Here is a 21,326-nt window from a genome sequence, read left to right as displayed (position 1 = left end):
ACGGCATCAATAATTCATTAATATTTACATATACGTTTTATGGCTACGGATACACATCAATCCTCATCAAACAATCGAGTCACACCCAGCTCAGATGCGCAACCGTTGGAGGCCACCTCAGTAACGCTGAATGCTGCGCCGCAAGCCCCCTGTAGCACAGAACGCTCATCAAACACCTGGCACCAATACCAATGGCCGATTATTGGTGCCGCCATCTGTATTCCTTTGGTTATATTGGTGGTTTTCGTACTACCCAACCTAGTCACTTCATCATCACCTACAGCGTCTGTAAGTGAAAGCGAGGAAAAAACAGAAGCACCTGCCGCACCAAAAAATGAGCTTGAATCACCCTGGCAGGATGCGCAACTGGCAAAAGCTCGCCGAGAAACCCAAGATCTACTAGCGATACTCCTCGATAAACAAGCGCAACTAGACAGCATGAACGTTGCCGACTGGGCAAATAATGAGTACCAAACAGCGGTCGATTTTGCTCATCAAGGCGACGAACATTATCGAGCGCGTAATTTCACAAGAGCACAAGAAGCCTATCGCAGCGCATTGTCTACTTTCGATGACATACTAATTCTCAGCGAAACGGTGTTCTCCAACGCTCTTAGCGACGGCGCAGAAGCAATCCAGTCAGGTACGTCTTCCATCGCTCTCGCGGCCTTTGAACGCGCACTAGCCATCACCCCTAGTAGCGAGTTAGCACAAGAAGGACTAAATCAAGCCAAGGTACTTGATGAAGTCGTTACATTGTTGAAAGCAGGTTCACGGGCAGAACGGCAAGAAAAATTCAACGACGCGCAAAACCTTTACCAAAAAGCACTGACGCTACTACCAGGACATCAAGCAACACAAGTGCGCTTGGCCGCTGTCAATGACCGCATTCGCGACAACCAATTTGCGGCCAAAATGGCGGCGGGATTTGCAGCGCTGGCAGCAGACAATGTACAAACAGCAATCTCATCTTTCCAGGAGGCACTCACCATAAAACCCAATGCTGCTGATGCCAACACAGCTTTGCGACAAGCTCAGCAGCAACAAACCAATAAAACAATCCAATCAACGTTAAAACAAGCCCTCCAGCAAGAGAGCGAAGAAAAATGGCAGGAAGCGCTATCCAGCTACAAGGCTATTCTTGAGCTTGACCGAAATATTGTTGAAGCACAGGTAGGAAAAATTCGATCTCAAGTCCGACACGATGTCGACAAAAAGTTAACGGATATTCTCAACAATTCCGCACGCCTCAATAGTCCAGCAGTCCATGCTCAATACACCGCGTTCTATAAAGACACGCTAAGCATTGCGACACCTAACAGCAAATTGGAAACCCAACTGAATCGCTTGAATATGGCTCTACACGCTGCCAATCAACCTACGATCATAACGCTACAATCGGATAATGAAACACAAGTTACCTTGTACCGAGTTGGCGACCTCGGCATGTTTTCTGAAACGACCGTCACATTGAAACCTGGCACTTATACTGCCGTTGGAACGCGCCGAGGCTATCGTGATGCGCGAACTGAATTTACAGTATCAGGCGAGAACCAAAATCAAACGATAGTTATTCAGTGCAGCGAAAAGATAAATAACGGATGAACCAAGAAACCACATCATCTTCTACGCTACCCAAGCAAGAGTACGCCCCGGCCACACAGGGGCAGGAGACTCCAGTTGACCGCGAGTTAATTCAACCCGCGTCGTTTACGCCGTTAAACCAACCGCAAGTATTTAAATCAAAACGCTGGCAACTACATCACTGGCTTATCGCACTTGCACTCTTCTCACTCGCGGCAATTACTACGTTTCTCTTTAGCGCGCAAACACTGTCAATCCACACTATACCCAATACGACCGACAGTGATATCGAGGTGCGACTCAGCCGGCTGTTGAGTTTCAAAATCGGTGATAATTATTTGTTGCTCCCAGGCGAAACTACTGTTTCTGTGCACGCAACGGGGTATCAACCCAAGCAACAAAATATTGTTATAACCAAGGAGGGTGAACAGGTTCTCAATATCGTTTTAGAGAAACTCCCCGGCTCACTGCAGTTAATCGCCACAAATGAAAAGGTACACAACCCAGATACGATTAAGGTCATGATTGACGGCAAGTATCGGGGAACGTTGGGAGAACCCATTGAGGATGTAGCGGCAGGTCTTCGCACGCTGCACATTGATTCCGAACGCTATCTACCTTTAACATCCGAAGTCAACGTCACTGGGCTCGGCCAACTTCAGAAGCACAGTGTCCGCCTCCAACCCGCCTGGGCCAATGTACAACTCACTAGCGAGCCCAATGGTGCGCAAATTATTGTTGATGGCGAAGTACAAGGTGTCACACCATCAACTGTGGAAATTCTCGCAGGAGAAAGGGAAGTACAACTTAAGTTAGAGGGTTACAAACCATGGTCAGAACTACTGGAGTTGAACGCAGGCGACCAAACCAACCTTGAGCCAATATCGCTTGAAAAGGCAGACGGTTTAGTTTCAGTCAATTCCCAACCAAGCGGCGCTAGCATTACCGTTGCAGGACAATATTTCGGCTTAACACCACAAGACGTTTCACTAAAGCCTGGGCAAACTTATACGATTACATTATTCAAAGAAGGCTACCAGCCATCTCACCAGCGCGTTGCTATTGAATCCAGTAAAAAAGCGAACATCAACATTGCGCTAACCGCTAACCTAGGAAAGCTGAATATCCAAGCTAACCCAAAAGATGCACTGTTGTACGTCGATGGCAGGCTCATGGGTAGAGCCAACCAAACACTCACGCTTCCCGCTGTTCAAACACAAATTAAAATTGAAAAAGACGGGTACGCTGCACACACCACGAGTGTTATACCACGTGTTAACTTTGCACAAACATTGAATGTAAAATTAAAAACCGTAGAAGAGGCCCGCTGGGAAAATATTCCAGCCACTATCAAAACCAAGATAGGCCAAACATTAAAACTCTTTAACCCCGAAGTAACCTTTACCCTGGGAAGCTCACGCCGCGAACAAGGACGGCGAGCTAATGAGGGATTTCGTAGCGTCACACTCAATCGGCCTTTCTATTTAGCCACTCACGAAGTCAGTAACAAAGACTTCCGTCAATTTCAAATTGAACACAGCTCTAATCATGTCAAAGGTAACAGCTTAAACGGTGAAGCATATCCTGTGGTCAATATTACTTGGCAACAAGCCGCACTATTTTGCAACTGGCTCTCTGAGAAAGCTGATTTGCCGGTTTTTTACCGTGTCGAAAACGGCGAGGTGGTAGGGTACAACGCACAGTCGAACGGCTACAGATTGCCAACCGAAGCCGAGTGGGCATGGGCGGCTCGTTTTAACAATGGCGCCATGTTGAAATATGCCTGGGGTGCGCGGTTAGCACCAAACAAAAAGGTCACGAATATTGCCGATCGCTCTGCCGCACCGGTAGCTGGCTATGTTCTTGCCGAATATGATGACGGCTTTGTCGCCTCCGCCCCAGTGGGATCATTCCAAGCAAATAGCAAAGGCTTATATGACTTAGATGGTAATGTTGCCGAATGGATGCACGATTTTTATGAGGTAAGTGCCGGTCTATCGTTGAAAGATGAAACAGACCCGCTAGGGCCAGAAAGTGGTGGCTATCATGTTATACGCGGGCCCAGTTGGTCCCACGGCACCATTACTATGTTACGCCTTAGTTATCGAGACTACGGTGTTGATGCTCGCAATGATGTGGGGTTCCGAATTGCTCGCTATGTCGATTAGTCACCAAAAATTAGGTTCCCGCGTGAGGGCTGCATTGGTAGTCTTTTTACTCTCGCAGCTGGTTGTATCCGCCGATAGGATCTACGCAGAGGATACGTCCACACAAGAGCAAGTTACGGAACGCGAGACTACCGACGAAAACACAGAAAACTCGAATAAAAGTAAAGACGTTCGAAACAAAGAGTCCATCGATAAACTAGAAGATGACATATTTATTCCATCTGAAGAAATTTCAGAAGATTTGTCGGTGTCGTTTCCAGTGGACATTTAACGATTGACAATAAAGTGTGCGAGCTACGCACACTCCAATATTCAATAATGCAGTAAATCGAGAGCCTTATGAAACGTTCACACCATACGGAATTTTTCTACCAACTATTTGCCTTGATTTTGGCTTTCATTGTGGTGCATACCATCTATGTGGGTCTGATTCGGCCAAAAGCAAATGCTGTATTAGAGGAGCAACTAGCTCGCCAGGCTGCTGGAGAGCAATACGTTGTGCAACGTTCGTTATATGTTGTGATGAAAGATTACGAACAGGAAGCATGCTTTGTGTTGATGATTTGGGCCATGGCCATCATGGGGTTCAAAGCAAACCGAGCGCTCAACGAGCGCAAGCTACTGTCGCAGACACTGATTAATGTCAGCGAGGGCACAAGCATATTACCAGAAGATGCACGAGAACTGTCTCGTCCAATTCAAGCACTGGATGAAAAGCAGCAACATTTTTTATTACCTCGCACGCTATTGGTTGCGTTACAGCGATTTGGCTCAACACGCAATATTGGCGATGTATCCCACGCCATCAAAGAAACCTGTGATACAGAATCGGAACGTTTGGACAGTGAATTAGCTATGGTCCGCTACATAGCTTGGGCGATTCCATCGATCGGTTTCATCGGCACCGTAAGAGGTATTGGCGAGGCCCTAGGTATGGCCCACAAAGCTGTCGAAGGTGATATCGCAGGTGTTACAGAAAGCTTAGGCGTTGCTTTTAACTCGACGTTTGTCGCTTTAGTACTGAGCATTATTATTATGTTCTTCTCGCACCAACTTCAACTACTGCAAGAACGTTTAGTTTTAGATGTGCAAAGCAAATGTGACAATAGTTTACTCAGGCATTTACGAGTACGTACGACGAGCACTGCCACGGCTTAACATTCATTCCTTTTTAATCGAAAATTCCTATGACTGTCAATGTAATCGAATTAAATGATGCCGGGCTTCGACTCTTCCATGACGAAAAAACTATCGTGGAAAGTCCTGGGCTTGCCGTAGTCCAAGGCCAGCAGTTGCTACTAGGCGAAGACGCTTTAAGCCAGTATCGACTGCATCCCGTTAACACATTTAGTCACTTTTGGCACCGCCTAAGTGCCGAAGCGCTCACCATTAATCACCCGCAATTTCGCCATCATGCTGACCTAGCTTACAGCCAATTACAACAATTACATCAAGTCTTGCCGGAAATGAGCGATGTTATTTTCGCGTTACCCGGCAGTTTCACACGAGAGCAAATGTCCATGCTGTTGGGGATCGTGGATCAATGCGCATTTAATATTGTGGGGTTAATTGACAGTGCTCTCGCCTCCTCTGTTCACGCCATACAAGGCTCTCTAGCAGTACATGTCGACCTACAGCTCCACCAAGCCATCATCTCAACGCTTGAAAATACCAAAGAAGGAAAGCTCATTCGTTCGCAGGTCGATACCGTCCCCGGTGCAGGCATACTAGCCATTCGAGATGCGTGGGCTCGCGGCATCAGTGACTATTTTATGGAGCAAGCTCGCTTCGACCCGCTGCACAGTGCCTCTAGCGAGCAGTCTCTATATGACCAGCTACCTTTGTGGGTTAACAATTTCCAAAACCAGTCAGAGTGCATACTCACTATTGAAAACAAGTCCGCCAAAATAAGTCGTGCACAATTTATTCAGCCAGTATCAGACATTTACACCAGAATACTAGATAAAGCCTTTTCACAAAGGCACCGCATTGAGCAACTAATTGTCGGTGATAGGCTCGCTATACTGCCAGGCTTTCTCGGCTTAGCACAACGTGATGACATATTTCTAACCAACTTAAATCAGGAGTCTCTATGCCGGGGTATTCTGGCCAACGTCAACCAAGTCCAGTGTGAACCCAGCAACATTCATTTCGTTTTATCGCTCGATATTGATAAACGAATGTCCCCGCAAGCAGACAAACAAAATTCTTCCCCTAATAACCACACAATTACACACTGCTTAATCGATTGCTATGCGCTGCCGATAAACACTTCAACCCTATTTGTTGATATACCAAACAAAACTATATCACCGACTCAAACAGGCTCGAGTACATTTTCTGTTACTCCGTCACCAACAGGTATTCAACTATCCCCGCTTGACACAGCTATAACATTGCGAGGAAAAGCTATTGATGAAACAACGGATATTTATCTAGGAGATGAACTACAAATAGCAGACATGAACGAATCCATCCGCTTCATCAATGTCGCCGAACACGGGTAAGGCGCTAACACATGAGTCGCAAGAATCGGCGTTTCAGCACTTTTAACCTGTCTTTTTTGGATATCATGTCCTGTGGTTTTGGTGCTGTCGCACTCATTTTTTTAATGATCAAACATGGCGCCGACAACCAAGTTGATAGGCCCTCCCTAGAGTTAATGGCCGAGGCGAATTTATTAAACGAAGAGGTTCTCGACGGAGACAAACAACTTGTCGACATTCAGAATACTTTATCAGACTTAGACCAACGACTAGCGGAGGCACAAGGTTTAGCCCGGCGCATCAATGATAACGTCCTGGCTTTGCGCAACCGTGTCACGACCTTGTCACAGGACAACACTGATCAGCAGATAAAAGAACTCGAAAAGCAACTCAACGATGCACGGGTTGAACGGGAACGATTGGCACAGCAAGAGCGTGAAAGAGGTAGCGATGCTCGAAGGTTTATGGGGCAAGGCCAGCGCCAGTACTTAACAGGCTTAAAATTGGGTGGTGCACGAATTTTAATTCTGGTGGACGCATCCGCCAGCATGCTCGATGAAACTATCGTCAATGTCATTCGGCGTCGCAATATGAGTGCTACAGCTAGGCAGTCGGCACCCAAATGGCTACGTGCGGTAAATACAGTGCAGTGGCTAGTTGCTCAACTTCCTACCCAAAGCCGCTATCAAATTTATACCTTTAACACTAAACCGACGTCGGTTATACCGGATAGCGAAGGGATTTGGCTATCGATAAGTGATAGAAATCAGCTTGAAAATGCGGTTCAGAATCTCTCGCTTATCTCTCCTGAAAAAGGCACCAGCCTCGCCAATGTATTTACGTCAATTTATCAATTCGAGGAAAGACCAGATAACATCTATTTAATCACTGATGGGTTACCAACACAGGGAGAGCAGACACCCAATAAAAATACGGTTAGTGGAAAAGAGCGCCTCAAACTATTTCGCGATGCAGCAGAAACACTTCCAATGGGCGTACCGGTCAATATCATATTACTTCCGATGGAAGGCGACTGGATGGCTGCGGCGGAATACTGGAAACTGGGTCAAATAACAGGTGGCTCATTCCTCAGCCCATCTAAGGATTGGCCATGAAGCGTAACCGCCAAGATAGTAGCGACTTAAACATCTCTTTCCTCGATGTTATTTGTTGTGGCTTTGGCGCGATCGTACTCTTGCTCATTATTGCCAAGACTGTGCAACCTATTCCGCTGGAACAGTCGGATATTAACCTCAATGGCCAGGTGGCAGACTTGCAAACTAAGCTCTTTGAAATTCGTGGCAAGACCAAAACGTTTAATCGAGAGCTGAACGCCAAACACGAACAGTTGTCGCTCGAGCTAGAACGTATCGCAATACTGCGCACTGAACTTGCGAATTTAGAATCCCGCTACGCCCTAGCTTCAAAAAACACATCCTCTGAAGACAAATTGTTACAGCAACTCGAAATCGCATTGCAGTCTCTTTCCCAAGAAATCGCAGATTTCACCATTCACGACAACAACCTCATCGGCGGAATTCCCGTCGATTCTGAGTATGTCATTTTCGTTATTGACACTTCTGGCAGTATGTTTAGCTATGCCTGGCCTCGGGTAATGCAAGAAATGGAAAATATTTTGGCCATCTATCCCAATATAAAGGGCGTGCAAGTGTTGAATGACATGGGGGACTATATGTTTCCAGCATTTCGTGGACGGTGGATTCCAGATTCAGAAAGCCGAAGAGACGCTATCATAGCTCGGTTAAAAAACTGGAATGCATTTAGCAATTCAAGTCCAGTAGAAGGTATTCAAAAAGCTATCGGCACGTTTTACGAAGCCGACAAAAAAATCAGTATCTACGTTTTTGGTGATGACCTTTTGCCTAACCATTCAATCAATGAAGTTGCGAATACAATTGATCGCTTAAACCGCAAAGGAATTAGTAAAGAACCCCTAGTAAGAATTCATGCGGTCGGCTTCCCCGTTATTTTTCAGGCGGCCGGCCCACAATACCACGCTACCGCTAACCGATTTGCAGCTTTGATGCGAGAAGTCACTCACCGCAATGGTGGTACGTTTGTCGGCTTGCAAGATTATCGGCAAGAATAATTTGGACTGACTATGTTGATGATAAAAGTTCCCAATATAGCTCGTATTGCATTTGCAGCACTACTTTACTGCCTACTTAGTGGATGTGCGAATACATTGCTGGTAGAGGGTGATTTTCCAGATCCGCTTATTGAACCCATACCTATCAGCGTGGGGGTACACTTCTCAGATGATTTTGAGTCGTTTCAGTATACGGAAGAAAGCAATGATCGAGATAAGTGGATAATTGTTCTTGGAGACATCCAACAACAACTATTTGAGATTATTTTCCAAGGTATGTTTAGCTCACTACACAGTATCGATTCTTCGCCACCATGGGAGTCGACGAGAGAGAGAGACTTTCTTAAAGATATCGATATTGTTTTGATTCCCCAGGTCAATGAGTTCCAATACACATTACCCTCTGAGACAAAAATCAACGTCTATGAAGTTTGGATCCAATACAATATCAAGGCTTATACCGCAACAGGCGACTTGCTTGCAGACTGGATACTGACCGCTTACGGGAAAACCCCTGACGGTTTTATGCAGAGCAGTGAGGGGGCGCTAAACCAGGCCATAGTCGTCGCACTCAGAGATGCCGGCGCAAACCTCGCGCTCAATTTTAAACAAGTCCCTGAACTGCGCGCCTGGTTAGCAGGAAGGGAACCAGCTATAGTAAAGAAAGGCACTTTTGATAGCGAACCATCGGATCCCAACGCCACAAATTAGATCGTCATAGGGAGGCCCTTATGAATAAATCGGATTACATCAGGCTAACTTCGCAGGTGCTTGCTTGGGGATTTTGCGCTCTATTACTTTCCCTCTGTGGCTGTACCAATGTCACCGTTGATCACTACTCAACGGCAGCCTTAGAACGCAATGACTCCGATGCAGTGGTGGTTCTTGGGCGCCGCTATGCCTCAAACTATGATACTGAAATCGATCTCATTTCATGCGTGGGCGAATCATTAGCCGAAGGCGCTGCAGACATTACCGTTATTCCGGAGTCCGAATTTGTCGACCGATTATATCCGTGGTTCGAACCGAGAACAGCCCCACTTCATGTTACAGGTTTACACAAACTGATTGATCAAGCGCCCATCGCCAAAATAATGGATGAGTACAAAATTCGGCATATCATCTGGATCGACGGGAATACAGAAACCACTCACAGTAGCGGGTCCATTGGGTGCTCTATCGGCGTGGGTGGTGCGGGATGCTTCGGCTTTGGTAGCTGGGACCGCGAATCCAATTACGAAGCCACCATCTGGGATTACCGAGACCGCAGTTTAATAGCCAAAGTCAGCACTGAAGCGGCAGGAACCAGTTATATGCCTGCGGTTATTGTACCGGTTCCATTGATAGCGCGCGTACAGAATAATGCCTGCAAAGGAATGGCAGACCAACTGGATACCTTTTTCTTATCCGCTAGCGCAGAATAATAAGTTGGCACTACAATTCCAGCTGGTCATTTAGAATAATTCTGACTGACTCAAAGACTTTCATAAAAAAGGAAGCGTTATGCGAGCGCCATTTCGTCTAACTCGACTCATCATTTCCTTAAGCAGCTATGTGATTAGCTTTTACATATTGAGCGGCTGCGCCATTAACCCCGCCACGGGTGACGCTGACTTTGTATTGATGTCGGAAGAGGCAGAATTAGAATTAGGTAAAGAGGCCCACGAAAAAATCATTGCGTCCGGCCCTATTTACGAAGATGAAGGCCTACAACACTATGTTAACGATATTGGTCAAAAGCTAGTAAAGCAAAGTGATCGCCCAGATCTCACCTATACCTTTACCATCATAGATTCACCAGACATTAACGCTTTCGCACTACCGGGCGGTTATATCTATGTGCATCGCGGTTTAATCAGTTACCTGCAATCAGAAGCTCAGCTCGCTGCGGTGCTCGCTCACGAAATTTCTCACGTCACTGCTCGGCATGCCGTGCGTCAAGATGCGGCGCGAAAAAGTTCTAAAGTGGGAACGGGTGTCGCCTCAATTTTATCAATCTTAACAACCGGTACCAATGTGGGTGGCGAATTGACGAGCCTGTATTCATCCGCCGCAGTTAGCGGTTACGGTCGTGATATGGAACTTGAAGCAGACCGATATGGAGCAGAGTACCTTTATCGCACGGGTTACAACCCTCAAGCCATGGTCGAAGTCATCGGCGTATTAAAAGATCAAGAGCGCTTCTCTCGCCTGAAAGCAAAGGACCAAGGTAAAAAACAACAAACTTATCACGGTGTATTTTCAACTCACCCACGTAACGATCAACGCTTACGAGAAATCGTTGATTCCGCTGGAAAGCTATCAGAAATAACGAAGATCAATAACGGCGAGCGCATATTTCGTGAAAAAACCCAAGATCTTATTTTCGGGATAAATTACGAAGTGGCAATAGCCAACATGCCAAAACCTGAGCCAAACCGTTACACACACGCAAAGCTCGGTTTCACTATGTTATTCCCCGAAGACTGGGGCATCAAAAATGAACGTTCAGCCATCATCGGTCGCGAGGAAGGCGGTGCAGCGCAACTATCACTTGGCGTCGCACGCCTCAATGCCAATATTCCGCCTGACGAGTACATCAGAACACAATTAGGGATTGAGCTTCTCATGAATTCTCAGCCGTTTGTTCAGAATGGCCTAATTGGACATACGGGATTAGCGCAGTTGAGCGGAGAGACATCACCACAACGCATTGCAGTACTTTACCAAAATCGTCGTGTGTATATTTTCAGAGGTAAAATACTTAAATCACCCCAAGACGAAGAGGTTGATTATGACGCGTTATTTCTTAGCAGTATTCGCAGCTTTCAACCCACTCGCGTCGCAGATTACTCTAATGTAAAGTCATATAAAATCCACTATGTAAAAGCCAATAACAATACAACGTTCGCTGCACTCGCCCAACTATCTCCGCTCAGACGCTACGCAGAACAAGAATTGCGGCTTCTTAATGGCTACTACCCTAACGGTGAACCGAGGCCCGGCCAGTGGATTAAAATTATTAAATAGCGCGGCAACTCTAATAGCTTTATTAAACTAGCTTGCGATATACTACGCTTTCCATCTTAACCAACAATAACAAATCGATAGGCCCTAGAGGCCTCATACCGGAGACGACCATGCATAGCACGATGATGAATACGCCGTTAGTACTCACCTCTATTATGAATTTTGCAGAAAAAGTGTATGGCGATTCGGAAATAGTATCTGTCACCGCTGACAACCCTCTACACCGCTACACCTACCGAGATGCCTTCAAACGTGTACGACAACTAGGCAATGCGCTAAAAACACTTGGTGCCAAACCACTGGATTCGATCGGCACAATGGCTTGGAACGACTACCGACACCTAGAACTCTACTATGCCACTGCCGCTTCGGGATACGTCTGTCACACTGTTAACCCACGTCTATTTCCTGAACAAATGGAATTCATTATTAATCACGGTGAAGACAAATTTATGTTCTTGGATGTGGCATTTGTGCCGATTCTTGAACAGCTTCAAGATAAACTCCCCAACGTTAAAGCCTTCGTCATTCTAACTGATGAGGCGAACATGCCGAACACGTCACTGCGCAACGTTATGTGCTATGAAACCCTACTCGCTGCTGAAAATGATCAAATTGTCTGGCCGGAACTCGAAGAAACAAGTCCAGCAGCCATGTGCTATACCTCAGGCACCACCGGCGACCCTAAAGCGGTAGTCTACAGCCATCGCTCCTCTGTGTTGCATGCCTATGCTTCGGTGCTGCCCGATACGTTTGGTATTTCGGTTCGCGACGTTGTTATGCCCATCGTGCCAATGTTCCATGTGAACGGATGGGGAATTGTTTATAACGCTCCCATGGTTGGCGCAAAATTGGTTTTACCTGGGCCAAAAATGGGGGATGGCGAAACCATTTGTAAACTCATTAATGGCGAAAAAGTCACCATCTCGGCTGCTGTACCCACAGTTTGGTTAGCGCTGCTCGATTACCTTGACAGCTCAAAAGGAAGCATCGACAGTCTAAAACGCATTACCGTTGGTGGTGCCGCGTGCCCATTGTCGATAATGAACGCTATGCGTGATAAATATGACGTGGAGGTCAGACACGCTTGGGGCATGACAGAAACAAGCCCTTTAGGCACTTACAATACCCTAAAACCCGGTATGGAAGACCTCCCCGCTGAAGAACTTGATGCTATTCGAGCGACACAAGGTCGACCCATTTTCGGGGTCGACATGAAAATTGTTGACGAAAACAATAACGAGTTACCGTGGGATGGCGAGGCCTCCGGCGCCTTAAAAGTACGCGGGCCTTGGATTACGCAAAGTTACTACAACACCGACAAAAAAGCGGTGGATGACGACGGCTGGTTCGATACAGGAGATGTCGCCAGCATCGACTCCAATGGCTTTATGATGATTACCGACCGCACAAAAGACGTCATTAAGTCCGGTGGCGAGTGGATTTCTTCCATTGAGCTTGAGAACCTTGCAGTGGACCACCCCGCAGTTGCCGAAGCGGCGGTAGTTGGTATTGCTCATCCTAAATGGACAGAGCGCCCCTTACTTATTGCCGTTGTAAAACCCGGAGAAACGCTGTCGAAAGAAGACCTATTAAATTGGTACGACGGAAAAGTGGCGAAGTGGATGATTCCAAACGACTGCGTTTTCGTTGATGAATTACCGCACACAGCCACCAATAAACTCGATAAAAAAGTGCTACGCGTGCAATTCGAAAACCATGCTTGGCCTGACGCTTAAACGTTAAATCATAACCGTCACATTTAACCTCAATCTCGGGATGTGCGTGATGAAATTTTTAACGTTTGTATGCCAAGTCATGACGATTGCAACGATTGCAATACTCTCGACAATGGTTTTTGCGGACAGTGAAAAAGGATTTAATAACGATACCCCCACACAGACCTATGGCGGCAAGATCACTAAAGACACACCTATTGATCTCGCGAAAGCAATCGCGTTGGCTGATAGTGGCAGCCAACAAACTATACTCGTAGAAGCAACGGTGGACAGCGTTTGCCAAAAGAAGGGCTGCTGGCTGTCGCTTGAAGACACGCACTCTCCGGTTCGTGTCACATTTAAAGATTACGGCTTTTTTGTACCGCCTACGATTAAAGGCCGGAATGTATTAGTTGAAGGCACTATTCACAAAAAGACCTTATCGCTTGCCGAATCGAAACATTACACTCAAGACGCTGGCGGCGACCCTAGCTTGGTGACTGAACCGTTAGTGGAATATCAGATGATCGCTATAGCCGTAGAAACCCGATAGCACTGAGCGTATACCATGGGTAATTCAGTACCACTCGACTTCAACAAGGTTTACCCCTACGTTTGCGACAATTCACTCAGGGAAACTCCCCTACTTCAATTGCTTCGTAAACAAACAGCAGAGCTGCCAAACGCAAGCATGCAAATACCCCCCGAGCAAGGTCAGCTTCTGGGTTTATTAACTCGTCTAACTGGGGCGCACCATGCCATCGAAATTGGCACATTCACCGGTTATAGCAGCCTGTGTATCGCAGAAGCATTGCCTAATGATGGAAAATTAATTTGTTGTGACATCAGTGAAGAATACACCACTATTGCTAAAAAATACTGGCGGCAAGCGGACGTTGAACACAAGATCGAATTAAAGCTAGGCCCAGCAATAGAGACTTTATCGACGCTGCTTAAACACCAGCAGAAAGAAACATTTGATTTAGTCTTTATTGATGCGGACAAGACCAGCTATATCGACTACTACGAGTTGTCTCTAGAATTATTAAAACCCAACGGTTTAATCATCTTCGACAACATGCTTTGGGGTGGGAAAGTCACGGATGAAAACGAACGGGATGAAGATACCGTCGCGCTTCGAGAAATGAACAGATTGCTACACGGCGATCAGCGTGTCGACATCAGTTTGCTAACTGTCGCAGATGGCATCACCTTGACCCGAAAGCGCTGAGACACACAAGCAAAAAAAGTGAGCAACCATAAAAGTGCCGAGCACAAAAAAGGCGCTTGCGCGCCTTTTCGTTAAACATACAACTTAATAATTTAGTTGTTGTTTTCAGTCTTATCAATGATTTTGTTGGCTTTAATCCATGGCATCATGCTACGAAGTTTCGCACCCACTTCTTCGATTTGGTGCTCGCCGGAGATGCGACGCTTCGCTTTTAAGAAAGGCGCTCCCGCTTGGTTTTCCAACATAAAGTCACGTGCGAATTTACCTTCTTGGATATCAGACAATACACGCTTCATTTCTTGCTTAGTTTCATCAGTAATGATGCGAGCGCCCGTTACATAGTCGCCGTATTCTGCAGTATTAGAAATTGAATAACGCATATCCGCGATGCCGCCTTGGTACATCAAGTCAACAATTAGCTTAAGTTCATGCAGACACTCAAAGTATGCCATCTCAGGCGCGTAGCCTGCTTCAACCAAGGTTTCGAAGCCAGCTTGAACCAATGCAGAAGCACCACCACACAATACCGCTTGCTCACCGAACAAATCAGTTTCAGTTTCTTCACGGAAGTTAGTTTCGATGATACCTGAACGACCACCACCGTTTGCAGAGGCATAAGACAACGCGATTTCTTTCGCTTTGCCGCTTGCATCTTGGTACACGGCGATTAGCGTTGGTACACCACCGCCTTCTAGGTAAGTAGAACGTACTGTGTGGCCTGGGCCTTTTGGTGCGATCATGATCACGTCGCAATCGTTAGGCGCTTGAATCAATTCAAAGTGAATGTTGAAGCCGTGCGCAAACGCAAGTGCCGCTCCTGATTTTAGGTTAGGTGCAACTTGATCTGCGTAGATGTTTGCTTGATGCTCGTCTGGAGCAAGAATCATCACCACATCAGCGTCTTTTGCGGCACCTTCGATGGTATCAACTTGCAGACCAGCTTTTTCAACTTTCGCCCAATTAGCTGAGCCTTTGCGCAAACCAACGACGACATTGGCAACGCCAGAATCTTTTAAGTTTTGCGCGTGAGCATGGCCTTGTGAACCATAACCAATGATCGCGACTTTCTTACCTTTAATGATAGAGAGGTCGCAGTCTTTGTCGTAATAGATTTGCATTGTTTTGTCCTAGGTTAAAAAATTAAATTAAAGACTTAGTACTTTTTCGCCGCGAGCAATTCCGGATACACCGGTACGCACCACTTCGAGAATGGCAGCTTCACCCACTGCTTGGAGAAACGCGTCCAACTTGTCACTTGCGCCAGTTACCTGAATAACATACACAGTACTGGAAACGTCGACGATTTGTCCGCGGAAAATATCAACACAGCGCTTAATCTCCGCACGTTGTGCACCGGTGGCTTTGACTTTCACCAACATCAATTCGCGTTCTACATGCGCGCCCTCGGTAAGGTCAACTAACTTCACTACATCAATTAAACGATTAAGATGTTTAGTGATTTGTTCGATGATATGGTCATCACCGACGGTGGTTAAAGTCAACCGAGACAAGCTTGGGTCTTCGGTTGGCGCCACCGTTAAAGTTTCAATGTTGTAGCCACGCTGTGAAAATAAGCCTACAACGCGAGATAAAGCACCCGGTTCGTTTTCGAGCAATACGGAGATAATTCTTCTCATTAGGTACGCTCCGTTTTACTCAACCACATATCGCGCATAGAACCGTTCGGGGCGATCAACATTGGATAAACGTGCTCGCTTTGGTCTACAGCGATATCCATAAATACAACTCTGTCTTTCATGGCGAAACATTCTTCTAACTTTTCTTTAAGCTCTTCACGCTTGGTTACGCGCATACCGACGTGGCCATAAGACTCTGCCAATTTAACAAAGTCTGGAAGAGAGTCTTCGTAGAGGCTTTCAGCATATCGACTTGAATACTGCATATCCTGCCATTGACGCACCATACCCAACGCCTGGTTATTCAAGCAGATAATTTTTACGGGCAAATTATATTGCGTACAGGTCGACAGCTCTTGGATACACATTTGGATGCTGCCTTCACCGGTCACACAAACCGAAATTGCATCGCGATCGGCAAATTGCGCTCCCATTGCCGCTGGCAAGCCGAAGCCCATGGTGCCAAGGCCACCAGAATTGATCCAACGACGTGGTTTATCAAACAAATAGTATTGCGCCGCAAACATTTGATGCTGGCCCACATCAGACGACACATAGGCCTCACCCTTCGTGACTTCATGCAAAGCTTGAATCACTTCTTGAGGTTTTATTTTACCGGTGGCATCGAAACGATTCGCCGTATATAGACCGTGGCGCGCTCGCCAATCATCGATTTGTTGCCACCAATCCCCTAGGGCCTTCGCATCAGGTTTTTCGTCGGATGACTCAACGACTTCAATCAATTCTTTTAGTACGTGCTCAACTGAGCCAACAATCGGGACATCAGCCGTCACAGTCTTTGAAATGGAAGCTGGATCAATATCAATGTGGATGATCTTTGCGTTTGGACAGAACTTGCCCGGAGTATTGGTTACACGATCATCAAAGCGCGCACCCACGGCCAAAATCACATCACTGTGATGCATCGCTGTGTTTGCTTCAAAGGTGCCGTGCATACCGAGCATACCGAGAAACTGGCGATCAGTCCCAGGGTAGCAACCCAAGCCCATCAACGTATTAGTCACAGGGAAATTTAGGGTCTGTGCAAGCTGAGTCAGCATCTCGCTGCCCTCACCCTGGATCACGCCACCGCCGGCATAGATCATCGGACGCTTTGCCGTTAGCAATAGCTGCGCCGCCTTCTTAATCTGACCACTATGGCCTTTACCTGCCGGCGTGTAGGAACGAACCTTAACCTTGCTCGGGTATTCGAACTCGAATTTATTGGCAGGATCGGTGATATCTTTAGGGATATCGACAACTACAGGCCCAGGTCGGCCAGTGGAAGCAATGTAGTAGGCTTTTTTGATTGTCGCAGGGATATCGCGAGGGTCCTTCACCAAGAAGCTGTGCTTTACGATAGGACGCGAAACACCGACCATATCAGTCTCTTGGAAGGCATCTTCGCCAATCTTGTCTGAGGCCACCTGACCGGAGATGACAACCATAGGAATTGAATCCATGTAGGCCGTAGCAATGCCGGTAATCGCGTTAGTCGCACCTGGACCAGAAGTCACTAGTACAGTACCGACTTTACCTGTTGCGCGCGTGTAGCCATCAGCCGCGTGTGTCGCAGCCTGTTCGTGACGCACAAGCACATGACGGACTGCATCTTGGCGGAAGATCGCGTCATAAATGTGCAGGGCTGCACCACCGGGATAGCCAAAAATGAGCTCAACGCCCTCTTCTTGAAGCGAGCGAATCAGCATGTCTCCGCCAGACAACATTTCCACGTTACTACCTCTTTGCAACATAAATGGGCTGCACAATGCAGCCCAGTATTCGTATTTAGTTAACCGCTTAGTCGAGTTTCGCGCTAGACCGGCATACACCGTCGCGGGGAAGCCATACGGCTTAGGCGGCTGCATGGGCCACCTGATCCAAGAATAAATCGGGCCCATCGCTAAACCGGAGAGATTTACCACCGGTCGAGAGAACCCGGCATTTTGGCAATTTTGTGTGCAATGTCAAGGAATTGGGCGTGTAGACTGCAACAATTACAGATTAATCAACATTTTAAGCACCTGACCACGCATTTCGGTTTATAGTTAGAACGATAGACCGTAGATTGTCGAGAATCACAACGGGGCCATACTGCCGTTTCTCGATCAAAATCTAGGCGATGAAGCGGTAGCCGGCTTCAGCGCAACGCCACAAGGATATGATTGCACTATGAATAAAACGTTACGCCGCACGCTTCCTCTGCTCTGTTGTCTTGGTTTTTTGAGCCTATCTACCCACGCGGCCCAAACCTTTTACAAATGGATTGACGAAGAGGGTGTGACACACTACTCCGCGCAAAAACCACACGGGCAGCAAGCCGATGAGGTCACCATTCGCGGTGGTCGACAGACTTCCCAAAGTAGCTCTCAAGCTAGCACCCCAGCAAATACAAACAACCAAAAGGATAGCTCGCCAGAAACCACCTCAAATGAAGAGGAGTTCTCTCGGAAAGATCCCGAACGATGTAACTGGGCCAAGGATAACCTTGCGACGTTGCAGTCTTATAGCCGGGTTCGGGTCAAAGAAGACAACGGCGAATTGCGATACCTCAGCGACAAAGAAAAGCAATCAAAGATTCGTGATATCCAAAAGATCATTGACGAAGCCTGCTAGTCTTTACCGAGATTTGCCACAAAAAAGCCCAGCAATTGCTGGGCTTTTTTCTATTCGAGAATGACTTCAATCAACTAAAAACGATCCGATCTCTCTCCTCATCCAAGTGGCCGTGAATAGTGTCACCCGGCGCAAACTCTCCAGCCAATACTTGCTGAGCTAACGGGTTCTCCACATATTGCTGGATGGCTCGCTTCAACGGCCTCGCTCCGTACACAGGGTCATAACCAGCCTCGACCAATTTTGCCATTGCAGGCTGATCTAATTCAAAGCCAAGGTCTCGTTCTGCCAACCGCTTGCGCAACAAGTCCAATTGAATTGAAGCAATACCCTCAATCTGGGATTGCGCCAATGGATCGAACACAACCACCTCATCAATCCGATTAATAAATTCAGGCCGAAAATGTTTACCTACAATATCCAGTACAGCGTTTTTCACACCTATCTGTCGCGCCTCTTCGGATTCAAAGCTACCATGACGCGTCATTTCCTGGATCACATCAGAGCCGAGGTTAGAGGTCATGACGACAACGGTATTTCGAAAATCAACAGTCCGCCCCTGCCCGTCGGTCAAACGGCCGTCTTCTAATACCTGCAGCAAGACATTGAAAACATCAGGATGCGCTTTTTCAACCTCATCGAGCAGCAACACAGAATAAGGTCGACGACGAACAGCTTCGGTTAGGTATCCTCCTTCTTCATATCCAACATAACCTGGAGGCGCACCAATCAAGCGAGCAACCGAGTGTTTCTCCATAAATTCGGACATATCAATTCGAACCATCGCCTCTTGGCTATCGAATAAAAATTCTGCCAGCGATTTACACAATTCAGTTTTACCTACACCGGTTGGGCCAAGGAATAAAAATGAACCATTGGGGCGATTAGGGTCGGCCAATCCTGCTCTTGAACGCCGCACAGCATTCGCAACCGCATTAACCGCTTGAGATTGACCAATCACACGCTTGTGTAACGCATCTTCCATACGCAATAATTTATCACGCTCACCTTCCAACATTTTAGAAACGGGAATGCCCGTCCACTTGGAAACGACTTCGGCTATCTCCTCTTCTGTTACGTTATTCCGCAACAGTTTCATCTCCATCATCTCCGCTTGGCCTGCCATATCCAATTGTTTTTCAAGCTCTGGTATGACGCCATATTGCAACTCCGACATGCGACCCAAATCACCTGCACGGCGTGCTGCTTCTAAATCCAAACGAGCCTGCTCCAAACTGGACTTGATCCCTTGCGATCCTTGTAGTGCGGCTTTTTCAGCTCGCCAGATTTCTTCAAGATCCGCAAATTCACGCTCCACCTTTTCGATTTCTTCCGCCAACTTTTCTAGCTGTTTTTTAGCACCTTCTGTTTCATCTTTTTTAACCGCTTCCCGTTCAATTTTTAACTGAATCAGACGACGCTCCAAACGATCCATTTGCTCCGGCTTTGAATCGATCTCCATACGAATACGAGATGCAGCCTCATCAATAAGATCAATGGCCTTATCGGGTAATTGTCGATCGGTAATGTAACGCTGAGACAGTTTAGCGGCCGCAATAATCGCAGAATCGGTTATATCGACGCCATGGTGAACTTCATAACGCTCTTTCAATCCGCGCAGAATTGCAATGGTGTCTTCTTCACTTGGCTCATCGACTAGGACTTTTTGGAAGCGACGCTCCAATGCTGCATCCTTTTCAATGTATTGACGATATTCATCAAGCGTTGTTGCACCAACACAATGCAACTCGCCGCGAGCCAGTGCTGGTTTAAGCATATTTCCAGCATCCATTGCACCTTCAGCCTTTCCCGCACCAACCATGGTGTGCAACTCGTCAATAAACAAAATAATACGGCCTTCTTGCTTACCCAATTCGTTAAGCACCGCCTTTAAACGCTCTTCGAACTCGCCTCTAAATTTCGCACCAGCAAGTAACGCACCTAAGTCCAATGAAAGTAGGCGTTTATTTTTAAGTCCTTCTGGCACTTCACCATTCACAATCCGCTGAGCCAAACCTTCCACAATGGCAGTTTTACCCACGCCAGGCTCACCAATTAGGACCGGATTATTTTTAGTTCTGCGCTGCAGCACCTGAACCGTTCGACGAATTTCATCGTCACGCCCAATCACTGGGTCTAACTTGCCTGCCTCAGCACGAGCGGTTAAATCAATCGTGTACTTATCAAGTGACTGTCGATTTGATTCCGCCTCAGGGCTATCAACGGTTTCACCGCCGCGCACCTTCTCAATACTTTCTTGGAGGCGATTTTTGTCGCCAAACTTCGCCAGTAATTTTCCAAGATCACTGCTGCCATCATTCATCGCCGCCAGCAAAACGCTTTCACTGGAAATAAACTTGTCGCCGCTTTGCTGCGATTGTTTATCAGCAAGATTTAACAACCGACCCATTTCACCCGACATATGAACATCGCCAGTAGGGTTTTGTACACGCGCTAAATTATCGAGCTGTTTGGCCAGTTCATTTCGAAGGCCTGATACATCAAACCCTGACTGACTTAACAGTGGACGCACACTACTTCCCTGTTGGTCTAACAAGGCCAACATCACATGTGCGGGTTCGATTTGACTATGGTCACGTCCAACCGCCAACGATTGTGCGTCAGACAGTGCCATTTGCAATTGATTAGTTAAACGATCAATTCTCATGAGTTACCCCATCAATAAATAAACATTACTCAGTACAGTAATGGACTGAATACTATCTTGGGGTTGGCTGATATATTTCAACTGATGCAGATCAAAAGA

18 protein-coding genes are annotated in these 21,326 nt (G+C 46.8%); 14 read left to right on the top strand and 4 right to left on the bottom strand.

Annotation, left to right across the window (positions count from 1 at the left end):
• Window positions 1-39: 39 nt before the first annotated feature.
• The 13 genes from ACZ5NB_RS03970 to ACZ5NB_RS03910 all read left to right on the top strand — a co-directional run bounded on the left by ACZ5NB_RS03970 (window position 40) and on the right by ACZ5NB_RS03910 (window position 14,306).
• The gene (locus ACZ5NB_RS03970) at window positions 40-1,605 is read left to right on the top strand and encodes a tetratricopeptide repeat protein (RefSeq protein WP_460231684.1); all 1,566 of its coding nucleotides are present in this window, start codon (window positions 40-42) and stop codon (window positions 1,603-1,605) included.
• Entirely contained in the window at window positions 1,602-3,752 is a 2,151-nt protein-coding gene (locus tag ACZ5NB_RS03965; protein ID WP_460231683.1) for a PEGA domain-containing protein, read from the top strand. Before ACZ5NB_RS03970 ends, ACZ5NB_RS03965 begins: the two co-directional genes overlap by 4 nt.
• Window positions 3,715-4,023 carry a hypothetical protein gene (locus tag ACZ5NB_RS03960; RefSeq protein WP_460231682.1) on the top strand — a complete coding sequence of 103 codons (309 nt, stop codon included), beginning with the start codon at window positions 3,715-3,717 and terminating at the stop codon, window positions 4,021-4,023. The genes ACZ5NB_RS03965 and ACZ5NB_RS03960 overlap by 38 nt, the downstream gene beginning before the upstream one ends.
• Before the next feature lie 68 nt (window positions 4,024-4,091).
• The gene (locus ACZ5NB_RS03955; protein ID WP_460231680.1) at window positions 4,092-4,910 is read left to right on the top strand and encodes a MotA/TolQ/ExbB proton channel family protein; all 819 of its coding nucleotides are present in this window, start codon (window positions 4,092-4,094) and stop codon (window positions 4,908-4,910) included.
• Between the two features lie 29 nt (window positions 4,911-4,939).
• A complete protein-coding gene (locus tag ACZ5NB_RS03950) occupies window positions 4,940-6,259 on the top strand; it encodes a hypothetical protein (RefSeq protein WP_460231679.1) in 1,320 nt (439 codons plus the stop codon).
• Window positions 6,260-6,270: 11 nt separating this feature from the next.
• Complete coding sequence (locus ACZ5NB_RS03945; RefSeq protein ID WP_460231678.1) at window positions 6,271-7,353, top strand: vWA domain-containing protein; 1,083 nt, start codon at window positions 6,271-6,273, stop codon at window positions 7,351-7,353.
• Window positions 7,350-8,348, top strand: a complete 999-nt coding sequence (locus ACZ5NB_RS03940) for a vWA domain-containing protein (RefSeq protein ID WP_460231677.1) — start codon at window positions 7,350-7,352, stop codon at window positions 8,346-8,348. The genes ACZ5NB_RS03945 and ACZ5NB_RS03940 overlap by 4 nt, the downstream gene beginning before the upstream one ends.
• Window positions 8,349-8,360: 12 nt before the next feature.
• The gene (locus ACZ5NB_RS03935; protein WP_460231676.1) at window positions 8,361-9,059 is read left to right on the top strand and encodes a hypothetical protein; all 699 of its coding nucleotides are present in this window, start codon (window positions 8,361-8,363) and stop codon (window positions 9,057-9,059) included.
• A gap of 20 nt (window positions 9,060-9,079) precedes the next feature.
• Window positions 9,080-9,772, top strand: a complete 693-nt coding sequence (locus tag ACZ5NB_RS03930) for a hypothetical protein (RefSeq protein ID WP_460231675.1) — start codon at window positions 9,080-9,082, stop codon at window positions 9,770-9,772.
• Between the two features lie 79 nt (window positions 9,773-9,851).
• Window positions 9,852-11,357, top strand: a complete 1,506-nt coding sequence (locus ACZ5NB_RS03925) for a M48 family metalloprotease (protein ID WP_460231674.1) — start codon at window positions 9,852-9,854, stop codon at window positions 11,355-11,357.
• Between the two features lie 110 nt (window positions 11,358-11,467).
• On the top strand, window positions 11,468-13,096 hold the full coding sequence (locus ACZ5NB_RS03920; RefSeq protein ID WP_460231673.1) for a long-chain-fatty-acid--CoA ligase: 1,629 nt from the start codon (window positions 11,468-11,470) through the stop codon (window positions 13,094-13,096).
• A gap of 49 nt (window positions 13,097-13,145) precedes the next feature.
• Complete coding sequence (locus ACZ5NB_RS03915; RefSeq protein ID WP_460231672.1) at window positions 13,146-13,628, top strand: DUF4920 domain-containing protein; 483 nt, start codon at window positions 13,146-13,148, stop codon at window positions 13,626-13,628.
• Between the two features lie 15 nt (window positions 13,629-13,643).
• A complete protein-coding gene (locus ACZ5NB_RS03910; RefSeq protein ID WP_460231671.1) occupies window positions 13,644-14,306 on the top strand; it encodes an O-methyltransferase in 663 nt (220 codons plus the stop codon).
• 92 nt (window positions 14,307-14,398) lie between these two features.
• Here the strand turns inward: ACZ5NB_RS03910 and ilvC are convergent, their stop codons facing one another.
• From ilvC to ACZ5NB_RS03895, 3 genes are read right to left on the bottom strand one after another with little or no spacing between them, the layout of a single operon-like run.
• Window positions 14,399-15,424, bottom strand: a complete 1,026-nt coding sequence (gene ilvC, locus ACZ5NB_RS03905) for a ketol-acid reductoisomerase (RefSeq protein WP_460231670.1) — start codon at window positions 15,422-15,424, stop codon at window positions 14,399-14,401.
• Window positions 15,425-15,451: 27 nt separating this feature from the next.
• Window positions 15,452-15,943, bottom strand: coding sequence for an acetolactate synthase small subunit (gene ilvN / locus ACZ5NB_RS03900; RefSeq protein ID WP_460231669.1), 492 nt, complete (start codon window positions 15,941-15,943; stop codon window positions 15,452-15,454).
• A complete protein-coding gene (locus ACZ5NB_RS03895; RefSeq protein WP_460232087.1) occupies window positions 15,943-17,676 on the bottom strand; it encodes an acetolactate synthase 3 large subunit in 1,734 nt (577 codons plus the stop codon). Before ACZ5NB_RS03895 ends, ilvN begins: the two co-directional genes overlap by 1 nt.
• 439 nt (window positions 17,677-18,115) lie before the next feature.
• Between ACZ5NB_RS03895 and ACZ5NB_RS03890 the strand changes: the two genes are divergently transcribed.
• A complete protein-coding gene (locus ACZ5NB_RS03890; protein ID WP_460231668.1) occupies window positions 18,116-18,559 on the top strand; it encodes a DUF4124 domain-containing protein in 444 nt (147 codons plus the stop codon).
• 70 nt (window positions 18,560-18,629) lie between these two features.
• Here the strand turns inward: ACZ5NB_RS03890 and clpB are convergent, their stop codons facing one another.
• Entirely contained in the window at window positions 18,630-21,227 is a 2,598-nt protein-coding gene (gene clpB, locus ACZ5NB_RS03885; protein ID WP_460231666.1) for an ATP-dependent chaperone ClpB, read from the bottom strand.
• Between the last annotated feature and the right edge of the window lie 99 nt (window positions 21,228-21,326).

It is taken from the genome of Aurantivibrio plasticivorans (assembly GCF_055392955.1).
The sequence above is the reverse complement of the archived record's forward strand: the minus strand, read 5'-3'. Positions and strand labels throughout refer to the sequence as shown.

Bases quoted from the DNA above. Each gene is read 5' to 3' on its own strand.
- ACZ5NB_RS03940 (WP_460231677.1), top strand. From the start codon at position 7,350: ATGAAGCGTAACCGCCAAGATAGTAGCGACTTAAACATCTCTTTCCTC.
- ACZ5NB_RS03950 (WP_460231679.1), top strand. From the start codon at position 4,940: ATGACTGTCAATGTAATCGAATTAAATGATGCCGGGCTTCGACTCTTC.
- ACZ5NB_RS03955 (WP_460231680.1), top strand. From the start codon at position 4,092: ATGAAACGTTCACACCATACGGAATTTTTCTACCAACTATTTGCCTTG.
- ACZ5NB_RS03910 (WP_460231671.1), top strand. From the start codon at position 13,644: ATGGGTAATTCAGTACCACTCGACTTCAACAAGGTTTACCCCTACGTT.
- ilvC (WP_460231670.1), bottom strand. From the start codon at position 15,424: ATGCAAATCTATTACGACAAAGACTGCGACCTCTCTATCATTAAAGGT.
- ACZ5NB_RS03920 (WP_460231673.1), top strand. From the start codon at position 11,468: ATGCATAGCACGATGATGAATACGCCGTTAGTACTCACCTCTATTATG.
- ACZ5NB_RS03930 (WP_460231675.1), top strand. From the start codon at position 9,080: ATGAATAAATCGGATTACATCAGGCTAACTTCGCAGGTGCTTGCTTGG.
- ACZ5NB_RS03960 (WP_460231682.1), top strand. From the start codon at position 3,715: ATGATGTGGGGTTCCGAATTGCTCGCTATGTCGATTAGTCACCAAAAA.
- ACZ5NB_RS03935 (WP_460231676.1), top strand. From the start codon at position 8,361: ATGTTGATGATAAAAGTTCCCAATATAGCTCGTATTGCATTTGCAGCA.
- ACZ5NB_RS03965 (WP_460231683.1), top strand. From the start codon at position 1,602: ATGAACCAAGAAACCACATCATCTTCTACGCTACCCAAGCAAGAGTAC.
- clpB (WP_460231666.1), bottom strand. From the start codon at position 21,227: ATGAGAATTGATCGTTTAACTAATCAATTGCAAATGGCACTGTCTGAC.
- ACZ5NB_RS03925 (WP_460231674.1), top strand. From the start codon at position 9,852: ATGCGAGCGCCATTTCGTCTAACTCGACTCATCATTTCCTTAAGCAGC.
- ilvN (WP_460231669.1), bottom strand. From the start codon at position 15,943: ATGAGAAGAATTATCTCCGTATTGCTCGAAAACGAACCGGGTGCTTTA.
- ACZ5NB_RS03890 (WP_460231668.1), top strand. From the start codon at position 18,116: ATGAATAAAACGTTACGCCGCACGCTTCCTCTGCTCTGTTGTCTTGGT.
- ACZ5NB_RS03945 (WP_460231678.1), top strand. From the start codon at position 6,271: ATGAGTCGCAAGAATCGGCGTTTCAGCACTTTTAACCTGTCTTTTTTG.
- ACZ5NB_RS03970 (WP_460231684.1), top strand. From the start codon at position 40: ATGGCTACGGATACACATCAATCCTCATCAAACAATCGAGTCACACCC.
- ACZ5NB_RS03915 (WP_460231672.1), top strand. From the start codon at position 13,146: ATGAAATTTTTAACGTTTGTATGCCAAGTCATGACGATTGCAACGATT.